This is a genomic window from Actinomadura sp. 7K507, from assembly GCF_004348425.1.
In the GTDB taxonomy this organism is placed as follows: domain Bacteria; phylum Actinomycetota; class Actinomycetes; order Streptosporangiales; family Streptosporangiaceae; genus Spirillospora.
Genome location: NZ_SMKK01000079.1, coordinates 1 through 19,221 on the forward strand (window position 1 = coordinate 1; position 19,221 = coordinate 19,221).

The 19,221-nt window shown below is 73.6% G+C and carries 14 protein-coding genes and 1 pseudogene; 7 read left to right on the forward strand and 8 right to left on the reverse strand.

Annotated features, from left to right (window positions below; genetic code table 11):
• The 5 genes and pseudogenes from E1285_RS19220 to E1285_RS19240 all read right to left on the reverse strand — a co-directional run.
• Nucleotides 1-328 (reverse strand): annotated as a pseudogene (locus tag E1285_RS19220) (hypothetical protein); the annotation flags it as partial.
• A gap of 2 nt (nucleotides 329-330) precedes the next feature.
• Nucleotides 331-1,671 (reverse strand): VWA domain-containing protein, encoded by a 1,341-nt coding sequence (locus tag E1285_RS19225; RefSeq protein WP_132153957.1) that lies wholly within the window; start codon nucleotides 1,669-1,671, stop codon nucleotides 331-333.
• Nucleotides 1,668-3,053 (reverse strand): protein phosphatase 2C domain-containing protein, encoded by a 1,386-nt coding sequence (locus E1285_RS19230; protein WP_243722902.1) that lies wholly within the window; start codon nucleotides 3,051-3,053, stop codon nucleotides 1,668-1,670. The genes E1285_RS19225 and E1285_RS19230 overlap by 4 nt, the downstream gene beginning before the upstream one ends.
• Nucleotides 3,050-5,509 (reverse strand): serine/threonine-protein kinase, encoded by a 2,460-nt coding sequence (locus tag E1285_RS19235; protein WP_132153959.1) that lies wholly within the window; start codon nucleotides 5,507-5,509, stop codon nucleotides 3,050-3,052. The genes E1285_RS19230 and E1285_RS19235 overlap by 4 nt, the downstream gene beginning before the upstream one ends.
• Entirely contained in the window at nucleotides 5,506-6,726 is a 1,221-nt protein-coding gene (locus E1285_RS19240; RefSeq protein ID WP_132153961.1) for a hypothetical protein, read from the reverse strand. The genes E1285_RS19235 and E1285_RS19240 overlap by 4 nt, the downstream gene beginning before the upstream one ends.
• A 231-nt stretch (nucleotides 6,727-6,957) precedes the next feature.
• Here E1285_RS19240 and E1285_RS19245 point away from each other — a divergent pair, with 231 nt between their 5' ends.
• Together E1285_RS19245 and E1285_RS19250 are read left to right on the forward strand one after the other, a co-directional pair.
• The gene (locus E1285_RS19245; RefSeq protein ID WP_132153963.1) at nucleotides 6,958-7,473 is read left to right on the forward strand and encodes a WYL domain-containing protein; all 516 of its coding nucleotides are present in this window, start codon (nucleotides 6,958-6,960) and stop codon (nucleotides 7,471-7,473) included.
• A gap of 46 nt (nucleotides 7,474-7,519) precedes the next feature.
• Entirely contained in the window at nucleotides 7,520-8,335 is an 816-nt protein-coding gene (locus E1285_RS19250) for a helix-turn-helix domain-containing protein (RefSeq protein WP_243722903.1), read from the forward strand.
• On the opposite strand, the gene E1285_RS19255 is transcribed toward E1285_RS19250, so the two are convergent.
• The 3 genes from E1285_RS19255 to E1285_RS19265 form a co-directional block, all read right to left on the reverse strand.
• The gene (locus tag E1285_RS19255) at nucleotides 8,321-9,466 is read right to left on the reverse strand and encodes a glutamate--cysteine ligase (RefSeq protein WP_132153965.1); all 1,146 of its coding nucleotides are present in this window, start codon (nucleotides 9,464-9,466) and stop codon (nucleotides 8,321-8,323) included. The genes E1285_RS19250 and E1285_RS19255 overlap by 15 nt on opposite strands.
• Before the next feature lie 54 nt (nucleotides 9,467-9,520).
• Nucleotides 9,521-10,300: an alpha/beta hydrolase gene (locus tag E1285_RS19260; RefSeq protein ID WP_132153967.1), complete on the reverse strand. Its 780-nt coding sequence runs from the start codon at nucleotides 10,298-10,300 to the stop codon at nucleotides 9,521-9,523.
• Nucleotides 10,301-10,374: 74 nt separating this feature from the next.
• Nucleotides 10,375-11,991 carry a PucR family transcriptional regulator ligand-binding domain-containing protein gene (locus tag E1285_RS19265; protein WP_132153969.1) on the reverse strand — a complete coding sequence of 539 codons (1,617 nt, stop codon included), beginning with the start codon at nucleotides 11,989-11,991 and terminating at the stop codon, nucleotides 10,375-10,377.
• Nucleotides 11,992-12,138: 147 nt separating this feature from the next.
• On the opposite strand from E1285_RS19265, the gene E1285_RS19270 reads away from it, so the two are divergent.
• The 5 genes from E1285_RS19270 to E1285_RS19295 all read left to right on the forward strand — a co-directional run bounded on the left by E1285_RS19270 (nucleotide 12,139) and on the right by E1285_RS19295 (nucleotide 19,192).
• Nucleotides 12,139-13,446 (forward strand): aspartate aminotransferase family protein, encoded by a 1,308-nt coding sequence (locus E1285_RS19270; RefSeq protein ID WP_132153971.1) that lies wholly within the window; start codon nucleotides 12,139-12,141, stop codon nucleotides 13,444-13,446.
• Nucleotides 13,443-14,963 (forward strand): CoA-acylating methylmalonate-semialdehyde dehydrogenase, encoded by a 1,521-nt coding sequence (locus tag E1285_RS19275; protein WP_243722904.1) that lies wholly within the window; start codon nucleotides 13,443-13,445, stop codon nucleotides 14,961-14,963. Before E1285_RS19270 ends, E1285_RS19275 begins: the two co-directional genes overlap by 4 nt.
• Before the next feature lie 402 nt (nucleotides 14,964-15,365).
• Nucleotides 15,366-15,716: a hypothetical protein gene (locus E1285_RS19280; RefSeq protein WP_132153973.1), complete on the forward strand. Its 351-nt coding sequence runs from the start codon at nucleotides 15,366-15,368 to the stop codon at nucleotides 15,714-15,716.
• 496 nt (nucleotides 15,717-16,212) lie between these two features.
• Nucleotides 16,213-17,430: an ABC transporter substrate-binding protein gene (locus E1285_RS19285; RefSeq protein ID WP_132153975.1), complete on the forward strand. Its 1,218-nt coding sequence runs from the start codon at nucleotides 16,213-16,215 to the stop codon at nucleotides 17,428-17,430.
• A gap of 709 nt (nucleotides 17,431-18,139) precedes the next feature.
• Nucleotides 18,140-19,192, forward strand: coding sequence for an ATP-binding protein (locus tag E1285_RS19295; protein WP_165966670.1), 1,053 nt, complete (start codon nucleotides 18,140-18,142; stop codon nucleotides 19,190-19,192).
• The last annotated feature ends 29 nt before the right edge of the window (nucleotides 19,193-19,221 follow it).

Genomic DNA, 19,221 nt, shown 5'->3' on the forward strand with positions numbered 1-19,221 from the left:
CCGGTGGGGCCGGGGCGGGCCGCGGCTCGGGCGCTTCCGGCACCGCGGGCGTGGACGGGTTCGCCTTCGCCGTTTCCGGTGTGGGCTGGCCTCCGCCCGTCGCGAAGTCGTAGCCGCACTCCTCGCAGAAGCGGTCGGCGCCGGGCGACCCGCAGTCCGGGCAGGCCCGCACGCCGCCCGGCGCGGCCTGCGGACCGGACGGACCCGGACCCGCGCCGGGCGGCGCGCCGGGCGAGGGCGGAGCGGACGAGGCGCCGAGGACGCGCTCGCCGCAGACGTCGCAGTAGTCCGCCGCTTGCGTGATGTGTCCGTTGGGGCAGCTCGCCATGCTCAGCGCTCGCCCGGCCGGGGGGTGGTCAGGGTCTCGTCCTTGCGTGTCCGGACGGTCTTGCTGGACCGGACGTCGAGTTCCATCTCGTCGCCCTTGTCGACGTTGCGCTTCAGCCGGACGGTGCCCGTCGCTGGATCGACGACGTCCACGACCTTGCGCAGCATCGCCGTGATCGCGTCGTTGCCCGCCTCGTTGGCCAGGACCACGGCCCGGCCGAGCCGCGCGGTCGCGGTGTCGAAGTCGCCGTCCTTGCGGGCCTGCAGCCCGCCCTGGATCTCGTCGGCGAGTTCGGCCTGGCCGGTGTAGTGCGCAACTCGCGCGTTGATCCTCGTGGACTGGGCCTCGTCGTCCGTCCACTGGGCCAGGACGTTGCCGGTCGAGAGGACCTGCGCCTCCTCGCCGGGCGCGCCCGGCATGACGAGCTTGACCCACGCGGCGCGCAGCTCCTTGCCGACCTCGCCGGGCGGGACCTCCACGCAGATGTGGTAGTCGCGGCTCTCGGTGCCCCACGCGCCGAGCGGGTAGTCGCCGGCCTGCGGCGCCGACTCGACGCGCTTTCCGGTCAGGTCCTCCACCGACGGCATGACCTGCTTGACGAACCGCAGCGTCGCCGTCTGCGGCGTCCACACCCGCAGCGCCACGTCGGCGACGGCCTTGCCCATCGCCGCCTCCGTCATCGCCTGGAAGTCGGCGACGAGATCGGCGGGGTCGACGACGGCGTCGACGCTGCCGAGCAGCGCCGAGGCGATCTTGCGCAGCTCGGCGACCTCCCAGTCGGTGCCGATGCCGCGGCAGTCGCACACGAACCGGCCGCCGCAGCGGAACAGGACGGCGTCGAGTTCCTCGGCCGTCTCGTGCTGGTTCTTGCCGTCGGTCAGCAGGATCGCGTGCCGGATTCCGCCCTCGACGGTGTCGAAGAGCTCGTCGGCCAGCCGCAGCCACGACCCGATCGCGGTGCCGCCGGACGCCTTCAGCCGGCCCAGCGCCTGCTTGGCCTTCTGCCTCGTCTGCGCGGACGCGGCGACGAGGCCGCCGTGCTGCGGGTACACCATCGAGGCGCTGTTGGAACCGGAGATGATCGCGAACTCGACGCCGTCGCGGAGGGTGTCGACGGCGATCTGCGCCGCGGCGACCGCCGCGCGCAGCTTGGTGTCGGGGTAGGACATCGAGCCCGAGGTGTCGATGATGATGACCTCGGACGCCTTCGCCGCGGACGGCGCCGCGGCGGCGCCTCCCTCCGCGGTCGCCTCGACGGACACGATGGCGTGCACCTCGCGGCCGCCCTCGGGCAGGAACTTGTTCTGGTCGATCTTGACGGTGAACTGCGGCTGCTCGCTCATCGGGGCTGCTCCGTGCTCTGCGGGGTGCTCTCATTGACGCGGCTCTGCGGGCCGCCTGGGGCGGGGTGCGGGATCACGGCGACCGTGATGTTGTCGCGGCCGCCCGCGTCCAGGGCGTGGCGCACCAGCGTCCGCGCGACGTCCAGCGGGTCGGCCGCCGGGTCGTGCCCGGGACCGTTTCCCGGTTCCGGCTCCGGTGCGGGATCGGGATCGGGATCGGGTGCGGGGCCGCCCGTTCCGTTGGCGGTGTTCGCGGCGTCGGGGCCGGCGGCCAGCAGGGCCGCCAGGTCGCGGGCCGCCGGGAAGTAGTTCCACAGGCCGTCGCTGCAGACCAGCAGCGTGCCGGGGCCCGCCGGGCGGAACGTCGCCACGTGCGGGCTGACCTGCCCGGCGTCCGCGCCGAGCCAGGCCGTGATGACGTGCGCGTTCGGGTGCGCCTCCGCCTCCGCCTCGGTCAGCGAGCCCTGGGCGACCATGAACGCGGCCCACGAGTCGTCCTCGGTGAGCCGCCGGGACGGCCCGAGCTCCGCCATGTCGCCGGTGCTCACCTCCGCCTCGTCCGGGGCCTCGTCCGGGCCCGGCTCGTCGGGGCCCGGCTCTTCCGCGGCCGGTGCCCGCGCCGCGTCCTCGGCGGGGTCGGCGGCGCCGTCGGCGGACAGCCAGTAGACGCGGCTGTCGCCGATCCAGCCGACGGTGATCGTCGCGCCGCGCGTCACCGCGGACACGTACGTGCACGACGGTGCGTCGGACTGCGACGTGGCCAGCCGGGCGACCGCCGCGGCCGCCCGGAGCGCCGCGCTGCGCGTGGCGTCCTCGGGGTCCTCGCCGGAGTCGAGAAGCGCCACCAGTGCCGCCGCGCCGGTGTCGGCGGCCGCGCGCGACGCGTCCTCGGGACGCTGCGAGGAACCGACGCCGTCACAGATCACGGCGGCCACGCCGGCGGAGTGCGCGGCGATGGCGACGGCGTCCTCGTTGCGGCTGTAGCGCCGGCCGCGGTCGCTGGCGCCCGCCGCGACCACCGGCCGGGACCCGTTCCCGCCGTCCGCCGCCGGAAGCTCGATCTCCACGTGGTCGCGTTCGGCGGGCTGGCGCAGCCCGCAGGTCTCGCAGTAGCCGTCGCCGTCGATCGCCGTCCCGCCGCACCCCGGGCACGGGTCCGCGGACGGCTCCGCGGCCGGTTCCCCGGGCGGGGACGGATCCCGGGGCGGGGCCTCGCCGACCCGGTGCCCGCACTCCTCGCAGAACAGCTCGCCCGGAAACACCATCTCGCCGCAGGACGGGCAGGACAGCTCCGCCGCCTTGACCGTGTTCGGGTTCTCGGGGTCCGGGTTCTCGGCGTCCGGGTCCGCCGGCAGGTCCGTGCCGTTCTGGTCGTCGGTCACAGCAGCGTCCTCGGGCGTACGGCGTTGGCGGAATCGACGAGCCGGCGGAACTCGTCGCGGTCGCGGGTGCGCCGTGCCAGCTCCCGGTACGTCCCTTCCAGAAGCCGGCGCAGCGGGATCTCGGTGAGCGGCGAATCGAGCAGCGAGCCGCCCCGGGTCCCGCCCGTGGCGCCGGGGCCGTCCAGGAGCCAGTCCAGCGCGGCTTCGAGGACCTCGGCCGCGAGCCGGTCCCGGCGATCGGCGTCCAGATCCAGCGCCTTCAGGCGGTCGCCCGCGGCGACCAGCTCGGCCGCCGTCAGCTCCGCCGGCGGACGGCCGCGCACGGCGGTCGCGACCGCCGCGACCTGGGCGGGCACGTACCGGATGGAGATCTTCGGCACCGAGTCCAGCGCGGCGACGGCCGCGCTCCGGTCGCCCGCCGCCAGATGCACGCGGGCGAGGCCGAACGCCGCGTTGATGTAGCTCTGGTCGGTGCGCCACACCATCTCGTACAGGCGCACCGCGTCGAGCGGCGCCTTCCGCTCGCGGCAGTAGGCGAGGGCCAGCTTGGGCGCGGCCTCGCCGGGCAGCAGCCCGTACAGCCGCTCGAAGCGCGGCTCGGCCTCGTCGACGCCGCCCTGCGCGAGCAGCGCGACCGCGCGGTACCAGTCGACGCGCCAGTCTCCGGGGAGGTCGGCGGCCAGCTCGTCCAGCAGCCGGTGCGCCTCGCCGGCCGTGCCGAGCTCGATCAGGACGCGCGCGTGCAGCAGCCTGACCTCGGGCGTGCGCTCCGGCGCGCGCGCCACCGCCTCGGCGACCTGCTCGGCCTCCAGCGCGGACAACCCCGAGACGAACGCGGCGGCGGGGTCGGCGCGGTCCACCAGCGGCACCGGCAGCGCCGCCGCGGCCACGTCCGGCGGCACGGGCGGCAGCGCCGACTCGTCCGACTCGCCGCCCGCCATCCGCGTCGCGAACCGCTCCGCCCCGAACAGCCCGGACGGTGCGGGACGCGGCGTGCCGTCCTGCGCGGCGAGCACCTCCCGCAGCACACCGGTGAGCTGCTCGGCCATCTCCGCGGCGTCCTGGAAACGCTCGCCCGGGTCGTCGTGCGTCGCCCTGCGCAGGAAACGGTCGAACGACTCGAACGCCCGCAGCAGCGGAACCTCCGAGCTGTGCGGCAGCGAGTTGACGAACGTCCTGGTGTAGCCCCGGAACGGGAAGCTCATCACCGCCAGCGCGCGGCCGACCGTGTACAGGTCGGAGGAGATGGACGGGCCGTGGTCGGCGATCTCCGGCGCCTGGTAGCCGACCGTGCCGTAGATGGCGCCGTACGGGTCGTCGAGCCGCCGCACGCCGCCGAGGTCGATCAGCCTGAGCTGCTCCTCGGACTGGATCACGTTGTCCGGCTTGAAGTCGCAGTAGACGAGGCCCTGCGCGTGCAGGTACTCGAACGCCCGCAGCACCTCCAGCCCGTAGGCGATGGCCTGCGCGAGCGGGAGGTGCTTCTCGCCGCGGGGCTGCGGCTGCTGGAGCAGGACGTCCTTGAGCGACTGCCCGCCGACGTACTCCATGACGATGTAGCCGTCGCCGTCGTGCTGGACGAAGTTGTAGATCTTGACGATGTTCGGGTGCTCGACCTCGGACAGGTAGGCGCGCTCGGCCGCCGCGGCCTCCATCGCGTCGGTGTCGCCGCTGTCCAGCAGGCCCTTGAGCACGACCCACCGGTCGTTGACATTCTTGTCCCTGGCCAGGTAGATCCAGCCGAGTCCGCCGTGGGCGAGGCAGCCCAGCACCTCGTACTGGCCGCTGACGAGGTCGCCGGTGCCGAGCTTCGGGGTGAAGGAGAACCGGGTGCCGCACTTGGGGCAGAAGCCCTCGGTGCGGCCGGGCCGGTCGCCGCGTCCCCGGCCGACCGGATCGCCGCAGCTGCTGCAGAACCGCTTGCCCTCCGCGACCTGCGGGTCGCTCATCACCGCCGAGGCCGGGTCCCGGTACGGGACGCGCGGGACCTCGACGAGCCCGGCGCCGAGCATGCCGCGGCGGCCGGACGACCGCGACGACGAACCGGTGCGGGTGCTGCCCGTCCGGGTGCTGCCGGTGCCGCCCGACGTGCCCGCGCTCCCGGCCGTGCCCGCCCGGGAGGTCAGGGCCGTGAAGGCGGGCGGTGAGCCGCACACGTCGCAGTAGCCGTCCATGATCGTGCCGGTGCAGCCGGGCTGGCGGCATCCGTCGTCGGGCACGGCCGCCGGGGGCCGCGGGGCGGGCACGCTCGCGGCGGCGGCCGGGGGATTGCCGCAGACGTCGCAGTAGCCGTCCGAGACCGTCCCGGTACAGCCCGCCTGCGCGCATCCGTTCGGTGGGGGCGCTGCCGGCGGGCCGCCGGCGGGCTGTGGGCCGGCCGAGGCGGCCACGCCGCAAACGACGCAGTAGCCCCCGTCGACGGTTCCGCCGCAGCCCGGCTCGGCGCACTGGCTCATCGTTCCGTTCCCTTCGCCCGCGCGTTGATCGCCTGCTGATATCCCGACAGCGTCACGGTGGCCTCCCGGAGGTCGCACGGAGAGGTCCACAGCAGCTCGCGTGCCTGGTCGTAGATGCGGGCCAGTTCGGCGTCCTCGGCGTGGCCGAGCCTGGCGGCCTTCACCCGGTAGGCCTCCAGCCGGCCGCGCAGCTCTTCGCGGCGGTCCAGGAGCCCGCGGATCACGCCGACGGTTCCGCGGGCCTGCTCCAGCGCGCCGTTCGCCGCCTGCTCCAGGTCGGCGACGCGTGCCGCCAGGTCGTTCCAGCCGATGCCGCGCGCCGCCGCGCCCTGCCCGGGGTGGCCGACGGCGGCGAGCCGGTCGGCGAGCGACGCGGACGTGGCGGGCAGGTCCGGCAGCACCGGTGAGGCGATCTTGGCGAGGACCTCGTCGCGGACGCGGCGGGCCTCCGCCTCCGTCCCGCGCAGCAGGTCCAGGACGGCGGCGATGCCGCGGAGCCGGCCGGCGAACCCGTCGCGCACCCGCTCGGCCTCTTCCAGGCCGCGGCGCACCTCCGCAAGGCCGGTGCGGATCGCGTCCAGCCGCCCGGTGTCGGCGCGGCCTTCGCGCGCCAGCGCCATCGGATCGCCGCGCACGAGGGCGGCGACGGCGTCGAGGTCGGCGCTGAGCCGGTCGAGTTCGGGTTCCACGCCGCCGAGGGAGTCCAGCAGCTCGCGTGCCGCCCGGCGCTCGGCCTCCACCTCGGCGAGCCGCGACAGCAGCGCCGACCAGACGGTGTCGAGTGCGGCGACGGCCTGCGCGACCTCCTCGTACAGCGGGTTCATCCGCTCGACCGCGGCGCGCAGCGTCAGCCTCTCGCCGGACGGGACGGACAGCAGCGTCCGCCGCTCCAGCGGCACCTCGGTGACGGGCAGCTCGACCGAGGGGCCGGCGAGCAGCCGGGTCAGCTCGGTGAGCTGCGCCTGGCCCGGCCTGGAATGACGGGTCCGGAGGTCTTCGGCGGCTCCGAGCGCGCGCCCGTACAGATCGAACAGGACCCAGAGTGAGGCCATGCCGGAACGCACGTCCGACTGCACGCGCCGCGTCTCGCCCTCCAGAGCCGCGCCCTCCAATAACTGGTAGCCCTGGTGGGTCTCCAGTTCGAGCAGGGCGGTGCTGATGCGTTCCCTCTCGTCCCGGAGCCGCGCGAGCGTCCTGTCGGCCTCGTCTCGGCTCATCGGGGGCCGGCCCGTCCGCGCGTCACTCAACGCCGGTTCACCGGTCCGCCCATGTTCGCCCCGATTCCCCCAACTTGCTCGCGTTTCAGTGCCCAAGTGTTCACCATGCGAGGTCGCCTTCTCAAGCGGGGAACCCGATCATCGGCCACCGCCGCCCGCGCTTGCGTCACGTGACGCGATCGGGCCGCGCCCGGGGTCCAAAATGTCAGTGTTCGAACGTATGATCGAACCATGGCGAACGTTGCGACGCACCCCCGGACCGCCCCCACCGCACTCTCCGCGGCGGAGATCGCCGCACTCGCGCTCTCGCTCGCGCACCTCGGCACCGGCCCGCAGGCCATGACCGCGCGCCGCGCCCTGCACACCCTCCTCGACTCCACCCCGCACGACGACGTGGTCGCCACCACGCTCGCCACCCTCACCACGCCCCTGGACGCCTCCACCTCCGACCGCGCCCGCGTGATCGCCGCCGCCATCACCGAGCACCGCGTCGTCCGGCTCTGCTACGGCGACGCCGGCGCCAACGTCACGATCCGCGAGGTCGAGCCCGTCACCTGCCTCGTCCACCGTGACCACTGGTACCTCGTCGGCTGGTGCCGCATGCGCCGCGGTGTCCGCGCCTTCCGCTTCGACCGCATCCTCGCAGCCGAGTCCACCGGCCTCCTGGCGCGCCCTCGCCGCGCGGACTCCTACCTCCCCTTCCAGCGCAGGAAGACCAACCCGGTACACGCCGACCGGACCCGCTGAACCCTCACCCGCGCCCACGCGGCATTTTCGGCCTTAGCCTTGTCGCGTGGGCGTTCAGGGTGTTGTCGAGCATTTGCAGCGGCTTGGTATGTCGGGGTACGAGGCCAAGGCCTATGTGGCGTTGGTGGGGGCGGGGAAGCCGGTCAACGGGTACGAGGTCGCCAAGCGGTCGGGGGTGCCGCGCAGCACCGTCTACGAGACGCTCGGCAAGCTCGTGGCGCGCGGGGCGGCGTACGAGGTGCGCGGGGCGTCCGACGCCAACGAGTACCTTCCGCTGCCGCCGGAGTCCCTGCTGGACCGGATGCGCCGCGAGTTCGACGGGTCGGTGTCGGCGCTGCGGTCGGCGCTTCCGGCGGTGGCGGCCGCGCCCGAAGGGCATCTGATCCACAACCTCAAGGACGCCGAGGCGATGCTCGATCGCGCCGGGGACGTCGTGGCGGGCGCGCGGCGGGACCTGTTCATGTCGATCTGGCCGGAGGAGATGGGGACGTTGCGCGGCGCCGTCCTCGAGGCCGCCGGGCGGGACGTCGAGGTATCGGTCGTGTCGTTCGGGAAGGAGCCGTTCGACGGGCCCGGGAACGTGCACGAGCACCGCTATTCCGCGCCGGAAGCCGTTCTGGAGGAACTCGGGTACCGGCTCATCGTGGTGGTCGGAGACCGGCGCGAGGCCGTCGTGGGGGGATTCGGGGACGGCGTGGCGTGGGGCATCTACACCGCCGACCCCGCCGTCGCCCTGATGGCCGCCGAATACGTCCGCCAGGACATCGCCCTGCAGATCCTCGCCGACCGGGTCGGCGCCGACGAGCTGGACCGCCTGTTCGCCGCCGACCCCGGCCTCCGGCGGCTGCTAGGAAGGCGCTGACCAGCCCGGCACGGTGCGGTCGGCGGCGGCCGAGACGACGGCGGCGACATCGCGCGTCCGGGCATGGACGGCTCGCTGGACCTGCGCGCCGTTGCCGCGTTCCAGCAGGTCGTGCAGCAGCGAGGTGACGGTCTCCAGGTCGCCGGAGCGGTCGAGCGCGGGGGCCAGGTGGTCGAGCAGCACGGTGACGACCTCGCGGGCGGGAGTGGCGCGGCAGGTCACCGGGTGGACGAGCTCGCCGCGCAGCCCCGACCGCCCGGCCCGCCACATCGCCAGCCGCATCAGGTCGGCCCGCACCGGGGCGGGCGGCTCGCCCCGGTGCCAGGCGCCGGCGGCGGTGTCGACCAGGGCACGGACGAGCGCGGCCATCAGCACGGCGTCGCCGGCGTCCAGGCACACGTCCGGCACGCGGATCTCCACGGTCGGGTAGTGCCGCGACAGCCGGGCATCGAAGTAGATCATGCCCTCGTCGACCAGCGCGCCGGTCGCGAGCAGCGCCTCCACCGTCGCCCGGTACCCCTTCGCCGAGCCGAACAGCTCGGTCGGGCCGCTGGACGGCCAGCGCCCCCAGACCTGCTGCCGCCAGCTGTCGTAGCCGGTGTCGCCGCCCTGCCAGAAGGGGGAGTTCGCGCTGAGGGCCAGCAGCGGGGGCAGCCACGGCCGGATCCGGTCCAGGACGGCGACGCCCTCGTCGGGGGACTCGATGCCGACGTGGACGTGGCAGCCGCAGGTGAGCTGCTCGTCGGCGCTGGTCCCGTAGACGTCCGCCATCCGCAGGTAGCGCCGCGACGGGGTCAGCGACGGGCGGACGGCGGTCGGGGACGTCGCGAGGGCCGCCACCGCGACGCCGACCCCGGCCGCCGACTGGGCGGCGGCCAGCCGCGCCGACCTGATGTGCTCGGCCAGCTCGCCGAGCGAGGTGCACACCGGGGTGGCCGTCTCCAGCTGCTCGCGCTGCAGCTCGGTCTCCAGCGCCTTCGACCGCCGCCCGCCGGTGAGGAACAGCTCGTCGTGCCGCCGGGCGTACCGGATCACCGACCCGGAGATCGACTGGGGCACGCCGGTCACGGGATCGACGAGGAGCAGCTCCTCCTCGACCCCGAACGTGCGCGCGGCCTTGCGAACGGTCACCACGTGTTCCTGCCCTCCAGCGCGCCGGTATGCAACCGGGCCGTCACCGGGCGTTCAGCCGGCGAGCCACGTGCCGAGCAGCGTGCCGGTCTCCTCCTCGCGGTCGGTGTAGAGCATGTGCCCGGCGTCGATCTCGGTGATGACCAGGGCGGGGCCGAGCGCGGTGCGGCAGTCGACGACGAACTCGGGCCGCACGAAGTCGGCCTGCGCCGCGATCACCAGGTGCGTGGGGACGTCCGCGGGCGGCGTCAGGTGGGGACGGGCCATCTCCGAGTACGCGGTGACGATGGCGGCCGGCTCGTACCGCCACCGCAGCCGCCCGTCCGGGCCGTGCTCGAGGTGCTCGGCGACGTCGTCGTCCACCGCCTCGGGGGCCGCCTCGGGCCACCGCTCCGCGCGGGCGGCACGGGCCTCGGCGACGTCGCCGAACGAGTCCGGCGTCATGCACTCGCGCGCCGCGTCGGCCGCCTCCGGCGGGGGCAGCCCGATCGCCGGGTCCAGCAGGACGAGCCGCCGCACCCGGCGCGGCGCGGTCCGCGCCAGGTGCAGCGCGATCATCCCGCCGTAGGAGTGCCCGACGAGGTCGGCCCGCTCCAGGCCCTCGGCGTCCATCACGGCCAGGACGTCGGCGACATGGCGCTCGACCGTCCAGGGCGGTTCGTGCGGTGACCGCCCGTGGCCGCGCAGGTCGGGCGCCAGGACCAGCCGGTCCGCCAGGTACCGCTCGGCCGTGCGCCGCCAGCGCGCGCCGTGCCCGGTGACCCCGTGCAGCACGATGACCGGGGGGCCCGCCGGATCCCCATACCGATGAACATGCAAGGCAGCGTCCGTCATGGAGTGAAGAGTATGCCGACGGCGCCGGTCTTGGACGTCCTTCACTGGCCAAGCACCACTGGCCATGGGGCCGTTCAGGGGCGTTCCCAGCGGACGGAGCTGAGGGCCAGCAGGGCGACGTGGAAGGAGACGCAGGACTCCACGTCGTCGAGGTCGGCGTCGAGAACGCGCTCGATGCGGCGGAGCCGTTCGTAGAAGGCGGGGCGGGAAAGGTGGGCCTGCTGGGCGGCGACGGCCTTGTTGCGCCCGGCTTCCAGATAGAGCTCCAGGATGCGGGTCAGGTCGCTGTCGTGCTGGGCGTCGTACTCCAGCAGCGGCCCGAGTTCGCGCTCCACGAACGTCTGGACGCGGGCGTCGTCGCGGAGCAGGTGCAGGAGGCCGCGCAGGCGCAGGTCGGGGAGGCGGTAGAAGAGGCGGGCGCCGGAGCCGCGCGCGGCGACGTCGGCGACCTGCTCGGCCTCCAGGAAGGAGCGCCGGACGTCGCGGATCGTCTCGACGACGGAACCCGCCGCCATGACGGTGCCGCCGGACTGCTTGCGGATGCGGGTGGCGACCTCCGTGAGCGCCGTCTCCACGTCGGCGCGGGCGGGCAGCGACGCCAGGACGCCGACGCGGGCGTGCGGGCCGCCATCGTCCAGCACGCCGACGAGGGCGGCGAGCCGGGCCTCCTTGCAGGCCGCGGCGGCCGTCTCGGCGAGTGCGGACAGCTCCCCGGCCGGCGGGGCGGGCGTGCCGGGCCCGCGATGCCGCAGCACCGCGCCGAGCAGCCGGCGGCCGGACAGCGGGACGCCGAGCGCGCGGGCGCGGGCGGCGGCCTCCTGCGGGTCGGCGTAGGCGTGCGCGAGGATGCGGGCGATGATCGTCCCGTGCGCCTGGCGCTCGACGCCCTCGGCGTGCCGGTCCAGCAGGCGGCCGAGCGCGAGCGTGGTGGCGGCCCGCTCGATCAGGACGGTCTCGCGGGGCGACGGCGGCGAGCCGAGGTCGACGATGAGGCGGCCCCAGTCCTCGCCGCGGGCGCCGACCATGGTCACCAGCCACCCGGACACCCGGTCGTAGCCGGTGCGGCCGCCGGGCCGGACGGCGCGGGAGCGGGTCTCCCACGCCGACAGCAGCTCGGTCGGGTCGGTGCCGCCGGTGTCGGCGGCGAGAACCTGGTGGGCGAGGTTCTCCAGGACGACCGGGTGCCCGCCGAGGGCGGCGACCTGCCGGACGACCTCGTCGGTGGAGGCGCCCTCGACCGACAGCTGGGTGAAGATCTCGTGGAGCTGCTCCGAGGCGCGCAGCTCGGCGAACTGGTCCTGCACGATCCGGGCGTGCACGGACTCGGTGATGTCCACGAACGCGGGCTCGTGGGCCAGGACGATCACCGGGATGCCGTGGTCCTCGGCGGCGGCGATCAGCGGGGGCGGCGGCTCGGTGGCGTAGCGGCGGCCCAGCTCGATCATGAGGCCGCTCACCCCGACGTCGGCGAGCTCGCCGATGTAGGCGCGCAGCCGCTCGGGCTCGTCCGGCAGCGCGATCCCGGTGGTGAGGACGAGCTCGCCGCCGTGCAGCAGGTGCGCGATGTCGGTGACCTCGGCGACGTGCACCCAGCGGACCCGGTTGCCGATGCGGTCGCCGCCCGCGACGACGCGCGGCTGCCCGCGGCGGACCGCCTCGAGCTGGAGCACGTCGTCGACAGTGGGCAGCATCGCCACGAGGATATCCCGACAGAATGTCAAGGAGCGAGGCTCCTGCCGTTACAGGATGTCAGCCTCCCAGCAGAGCGTTAAGCGGAGGCGCAGGGTCGTGACACTCTGCGGGTGGCCGCGGCGGCCTGCGCGGACGAGACTTGAGGCATGTCGGAACACGCGAACCTGCTCAGCCGCCACCGGGCGGTCATGCCCTCGTGGCTGGCGCTCAACTACTCCGAACCCATCGAGATCGTCGGCGGCAAGGGCAGCCGCGTCACCGACGCCGAGGGGAACGGCTACCTCGACTTCTTCACGGGCATCCTCACGAACATGCTCGGCTACGACCTGCCCGAGGTGCGGGAGGCGGTGGAGCGGCAGCTCGCCACCGGCGTCGTGCACACCTCCACCTCCTACCTGCTGCGCGGCCAGATCGAGCTGGCCGAGAAGATCGCCCGGGTCTCCGGCATCCCGGACGCGAAGGTGTTCTTCACCAACTCCGGGACGGAGGCCAACGAGACGGCGCTGCTGCTGGCCGCGTACGCGCGGCGCAGCGACCAGGTCCTCGCGATGCGGCAGAGCTACCACGGCCGGTCGTTCGGCGCGACGGCCGTCACCGGCAACCGGGCCTGGACGAACCTGTCCTACTCGCCGCTGAACGTGCACTTCCTGCACGGCGCCGACCGGCACCTCCCGCAGTTCGCCGGGATGCCGGACGAGGCGTACGTCGACGCGTGCGTGCAGGACCTCCGGCACGTGCTCGCCACCGCGACCGGCGGGGACGTCGCCGCGCTCATCGCCGAGCCGGTCCAGGGCGTCGGCGGCTTCACGATGCCGCCGGACGGCCTGTTCGCCGCCTACAAGAGCGTCCTGGACGAGTTCGGGATCCTGTTCATCTCCGACGAGGTCCAGACGGGCTGGGGACGGACGGGCCAGAGCTTCTGGGGCATCGGGAACCACGGCGTGACCCCGGACATGATGACGTTCGCCAAGGGCCTCGGGAACGGGTTCGCGGTCGGCGGCGTCGTCGCCCGCGCCGAGCTGATGGACTCCCTGCACACGGTCGGGATCTCCACCTTCGGCGGCAACCCGATCGCCATGGCCGCCGCGAACGCGACGCTCGACTACGTCCTCGACCACGACCTGCGGGCCAACGCGGCCGAGCGGGGCGCCGCGATCATCGGCGGGCTGGAGTCGGCGGCGGGCCGGTTGCCCATCGTGAAGGAAGTGCGGGGCAAGGGCCTGATGTTCGCGGTCGAGCTGGCCGACCCGGGAAGCGGCGAGCCGAGCCCGCCCCTGGCCGCCGCGGTGATGGAGGCGGCCCGCGCGCGGGGGCTGCTTGTCGGCAAGGGCGGCCTGTACGGCAACGTGCTGCGCATGGCGCCGCCGATGAACCTGACCGGCGCCGAGGCCACCGAGGGCCTGGGCATCCTGGTCTCGTCCCTCGAAGCGGTGAACGGGGAGGCCACCTCATGAGCGGGCCGGACATGACCGGGAACAAGCACGTCACGCACTGGATCGGCGGCAAGCCGCACGCCGGGCGGGCCGCGCGGCGCGGCGACCTCTACGAGCCCGCGTCGGGACGTGTCGCCGGGACGGTCGACTTCGCCGCGCAGCCGGAGGTCGACGCCGCGGTGGCGGCCGCCAGGGCGGCGTTCCCCGGCTGGCGGGACAGCTCGCTCTCGCAGCGGGCGAAGGTGCTGTTCAGGTTCCGCGAGCTGGTCAGCGAGCACCGGGACGAGCTGGCCAGGCTGATCTCGTCCGAGCACGGCAAGGTGGTCTCGGACGCGGCGGGCGAGGTCGCCCGCGGCCTGGAGGTCGTCGAGTTCGCCTGCGGCATCCCGCACCTGCTCAAGGGCGGGTTCTCGGAGAACGTCTCGACCCGGGTGGACGCCTACTCGATCCTGCAGCCGATCGGGGTGGCGGCCGGGATCACTCCGTTCAACTTCCCGGCGATGGTGCCGATGTGGATGTTCCCGGTGGCGATCGCCTGCGGGAACACGTTCGTCCTCAAGCCGTCGGAGAAGGACCCGTCGGCGTCCGTCCGGCTGGCCGAGCTGTGGGCCGAGGCCGGACTGCCGGACGGGGTGTTCAACGTCGTCCACGGCGACAAGACCGCGGTGGACGGGCTGCTGCGTCACCCGGACGTCAAGGCGGTCAGTTTCGTCGGCTCCACGCCGATCGCCCGCTACATCTACGAGACGGCGGCGGCGAACGGCAAGCGGGTGCAGGCGCTCGGCGGCGCCAAGAACCACATGCTCGTGCTGCCGGACGCCGACCTCGACCTCGCCGCCGACGCCGCCGTGTCGGCGGGTTTCGGCTCGGCGGGGGAGCGGTGCATGGCGATCTCCGTGGTCGTCGCCGTCGACCCGGTCGGCGACGAGCTGATGGCCAAGATCCGCGAGCGGGTCGCCAAGCTCACGGTCGGGCCGGGCGACGACCCGGAGTCGGAGATGGGGCCGCTCGTCACGCGGGCGCACCGCGACAAGGTCGCGTCCTACCTGGACGGCGGTGTGGCGCAGGGCGCCACGCTCGCCGTCGACGGGCGCGACCCGGACGTCCTCGGCGGCGCGGGGGACGGGTTCTGGCTCGGCCCCACCGTCCTCGACCACGTGACCCCGGAGATGGACGCCTACAAGGACGAGATCTTCGGCCCGGTGCTGTCGGTCGTGCGGTCCGGCTCCTACGAGGAGGGCGTGGAGCTGATCTCGGCGAACCCGTACGGCAACGGCACCGCGATCTTCACCAACGACGGCGGGGCGGCGCGCCGCTTCCAGAACGAGGTGGAGGTCGGCATGGTCGGCGTGAACGTGCCGATCCCGGTCCCGATGGCTTACTACTCCTTCGGCGGTTGGAAGGACTCACTGTTCGGTGACAGTCACGCCCACGGGATGGAGGGCGTCCACTTCTACACCCGGACGAAGGCCATCACCGCCCGCTGGCTGGACCCGAGCCACGGGGGAGTGAACCTAGGCTTCCCGACCAGCGGGTGAACCTGGTCCTTCCCGGGGATTGACCCGACGTGCGGCCGGTCGCGGTGACCGGCCGTACGTTCGTCCGGCCAAAAAGGGCGAAACGCTCAGGTTGTGGGAAAAGCCATCAAACGCGGCAGGTCACGGTCGCGCGGGGTGAGAACCGGCCGCCTCACCGTGAGAACGCCCAGGCCGGCGCGGTATGGGATTTTCCCACGGCCGTCGGATTTCGTCGTCAATTTTCGTCCGGCGGGCGGCGACGAATAATGCCAACATCCATTGACGGGCTCTGTGACGGGCGACACAATCTGACTGTCTGCATTAAATGAGGCGAAATTAAAAGTCAGGGCACGCAGTCAAGGAAAAACAAGAGGTCCGGAGCCACCGGAGTCCGGTGGGGCCGATGTGCAGGAGAGCCGCGCTATGACCGCAGTCGACCACGCAGCAGAGGTGGACGCGCTCGCACGACGCTTTCCGGGCTGGACCATTTGGTTCGGCCTGTTCACCGGCCGCTGGTGGGCACTGCCGCCGAAGGGCCGCGACGTCGGCGACTTCCTCGAGGCCGACACCCCGCAACGGCTGATCGCACGGATCGAGGTGGTCGAGCACACCGCACCGATGCCCCTTCCGGCACCGCACGACCCTCGGCGGTCGTCCCGCGACACCCGGCCTGACGTGCGACGTCCCTCGAATCTCCGTCGTCTCGAGGGCGTCACACCGTCGCCGTTCGGCCGGGTACCGGCGATCGCGTGGCCAGGCAGCACTGCAAGGTGATCCGCTGTTCCCCAACCTCGCCACGCCCGCCGGTGCCGCCGCGGCCCCGGGTCAGGACGGCAGCCCGCGCCATATCCCTCTCCAGCAACCTCCGTGTATGGCGCGGACGCCAGCACCCGCCGTCCCCCCGGGGTCGTGGCGGTTTCTCCATTGACAACACGTCCGAAAACGCCCGTGCGGCAATGAGCCGCGGAAACGCGGGCCGAATCACCGATCAATGGATACATTAGCCTTACCTCCGGGAAACAGAACGAGAAACACCGGAGTCGTGATCTTTGGTAATCACCGGGCGTGTCATCGCAAGTCGGCGGAGAAATCGAAGAAAACCGGCGATCGGCTCGTGCGCACCGGCCGGAACGTGCGGAATGGCGGCCGGGCGCGGTGCGGGCCGCCGTCCCCGACGGGTCCGGGCCTCCTCGCCGCGCCGGAGGCGCTACGCTCGCCGACGGGCCCGTGCACGAGGGGGACAGGGCCCCGGGCAAGGATCGGGAGCGACATGCGGCTGAATGCCACGGCGCGGGTCAAGGTGTGGTCGGCCCTGGTGGCGGCCACCGCGCTCGGCACCGCGGGACTCGTCGCCTGCAGCGGCGGCGACGAGGAGCCGCGCGGCGTCACCCAGGTGGCGAGCACCCTAGGACCGGGCGAGGGGATGCTCAACCTCGTCACGCTGCCCGGATCGATCGAGAGCGGCTCCAGCGACCCGCGCGTCGACTGGGTCACCCCCTTCGAGGAGCGCACCGGCTGCAAGATCGGGCTGAAGACCGTCCAGACGCCCGAGGAGATGGCCGGCCTGATGCGCGACGGGAACCGCCGCTACGACGGCGTCGCCGCGCCGCCCGAGGTCGCCGGGCAGCTGATCGCCGAGGGCCAGGTCACCCCCGTCAACACCGACCTCGTGGACGGCTTCAAGAAGCTGGAGCCGGAGCTGCGCGGCCTGCTCAGGCGGGACGGCAGGCAGTACGGCGTCCCGTACGTGTGGGGCTCCAACCTGCTCGTGTACGACACCCGCGCCGTCCCGCCCCCGGCGAGCTGGGCGGCGCTGTTCGATCCCGAAGCCGGGGCGGCGGCGACCGGCCGGACCTCCGGGAAGCTGATCATGCGGGACAGCCCGCTGGCCATCGCCGAGGCCGCGCTCTACCTCAAGGGGAAGCGGCCCAAGCTGAAGATCCGCGACCCGTACTCGCTGACGCCCGAGCAGCTCAAGGCCGCCGGGCGCGTGCTGGCCGTGCAGCGCCCGCACGTCGAGGAGTACTGGGAGCGGCCCGCCGACGCCGTCAGCGCGTTCGCGGGCGGGCGCGCCATGCTGGGCCAGGCCTGGCCCTACCACGTGGACGTGCTGACCCGCGCCTCCCGGCCCGTCCAGGGCGTCGTCCCGTCCGAGGGCGTGACGGGCTGGATGGACGCGTGGATGATCGGTGCCCGGGTGGAGCACCCCAACTGCATGTACCAGTGGCTGCAGTGGACCGCGTCGCCGGACGTCCAGCAGCAGGTGGCCGAGTGGACCGGGGTGGCGCCCGCCAACCCGCAGGCGTGCTCCGGCGACCGGCTCAAGCCCGGCTTCTGCGGCGCCTACCACGTCGGCGACCGCGACTACCTCGACAAGGTCATCTTCGCGCACGCGCCCACGAGGGACTGCGACGGCGACTCCGACAAGAACGACTGCACGGACTACGCCCAGTGGAGAAGGACATGGATCGAGTCCACGAAGCTCTAGCCCGCTGACCGGTGCCTCCGGTCACCCGCGACAGGCCGCGGGGGAGCGGACCGTCCGGTCAGGAGGGGTCTCTCCGGCGCGTCCGGCCGCCCCCAGCCGGACGCGCCTGTCGGGTGGTCCCGGACTTCCCCCCGAACGCCCGGGTCACCCTTCTCCCTGGAGAGACCTCCACGACGACGGCGTCCAGCGCCGCCGTCCGCGCGGGCGGCCGCTCCCCGACCGGCCGTCCCGCGTCCGTGACCGATTCCCGGAGGTCCCGCCGTGCGCGGGGTACCGGCGGGGCGGGTGCGCAGTCATCGCACGCGAACACCCCGGTCGAATCCGGTAGGCGGCCGACGCGTACGCGCGGCCGGGGCCATTTCTTGCGGCAGACGACGCAGGCGTCACCCAGGCGCTGGGCTGTGCTCAGCCCGCCCGGGTCCACGGTCGGCTCGCCTGTCTGGCCCATGTCCCTCCCCCTGACGGGAGTCGACGTCACGTGCCTACCTTTATAGGCGGGGAAGGGTGTTGTCACCGCTACCGAAGGTGAAAATGGCGGCAAAGCCTTATGTGTCGCGCGTCCCTTCAAGGTCATCTGGACTATGCCCCTGCCGGGTGCTTCCCGGCGTGCGGCGAGGGGCCGCCGCCAGGGCGTTCGCAGACCATGGCCATGCGATCACCGACCCGGCCCTTTGCTCGTTCTTTGGGGGACAGTGCGTACAAAGGAGACATGTCGGACCGGAACGCCGTGTCGCGCGTCCGGCCGCGCAGGCCCGGCACCGCACGGGCGCGCGGGACGCTGACGGCGCTCGGCGCGGCCGGCTCCCTGCTGGTGGCCGCGGTGACCGCGGCGGCCGTCGCGCTGCTCCTTCTCGCGGACGCGGCGCGCGCCGCTGTCCTCGTGGCCGTCATGGTCCTCCTCTGCCTCGCCGTCCTCGCGGTGCTCGGCTGGGGCGTCCGGCAGGCCGTCCGTCGCGCGATACGGCCGGTGGAGCGGATCCACGAGGAACTCGCCGCGCTCGAGGACGGCGACCTGAGCCGCCGCGTCCCGGTCCCGTCCACCGGCGGCGACACCGAGCGGCTCGCGGGGCGCGTCAACGGGCTCCTCGACCGGGTGGAGGACGCGGCGCTGCGGCGGCGCGCGTTCATCGCCGACGCCTCGCACGAGCTGCGCACGCCGATCACGGGCCTGCGGACCCGCATCGAGCTCGCCCTCGACGCCCCGGAGGACGGCGACGCCGCCGACACGCTGCGGCACTCGCTGCACGACGTCGAACGCCTCCACCTGATCGTCGAGGACCTCCTCCTGCTCGCCCGCCTGGACTCCGGCGACGTGCCCGAAAGGGAACCGCTCGACATCGGCGCGCTGGTGGAGACCGAGGTGGGCCTCCGCAGCCCGCCCGTCCCGACCACGGTCAAGGCGGAACCGGGCCTGCTGGTCGAGGCCGACCGGCCGCGGCTGTGCCGCGCGCTGCTCGACCTGCTCGCGAACGCCGAGCGGCACGCCGTCACGCTGATCGAGGTCCAGGTGCGCGGCGAGCCGGGCGAGGCGGTCGTCGAGGTGCGCGACGACGGCCCCGGCATCCCGCCCGCCGACCGCGACCGGGTCTTCGAGCGCTTCACCCGGCTCGACTCCGCCCGCAGCCGCGCCGACGGCGGCAGCGGGCTCGGCCTCGCGATCGCCCGGGAGGTCGCCGCCGTCCACGGCGGAAGCCTCTACGTCGCCGACGGCGCGCACGGCACCCGCCTCGTCCTGCGCCTTCCCCTCGCCGGCTCCCGCTGAACCGCGGCGGGGACGGGACCCCGGCGCCG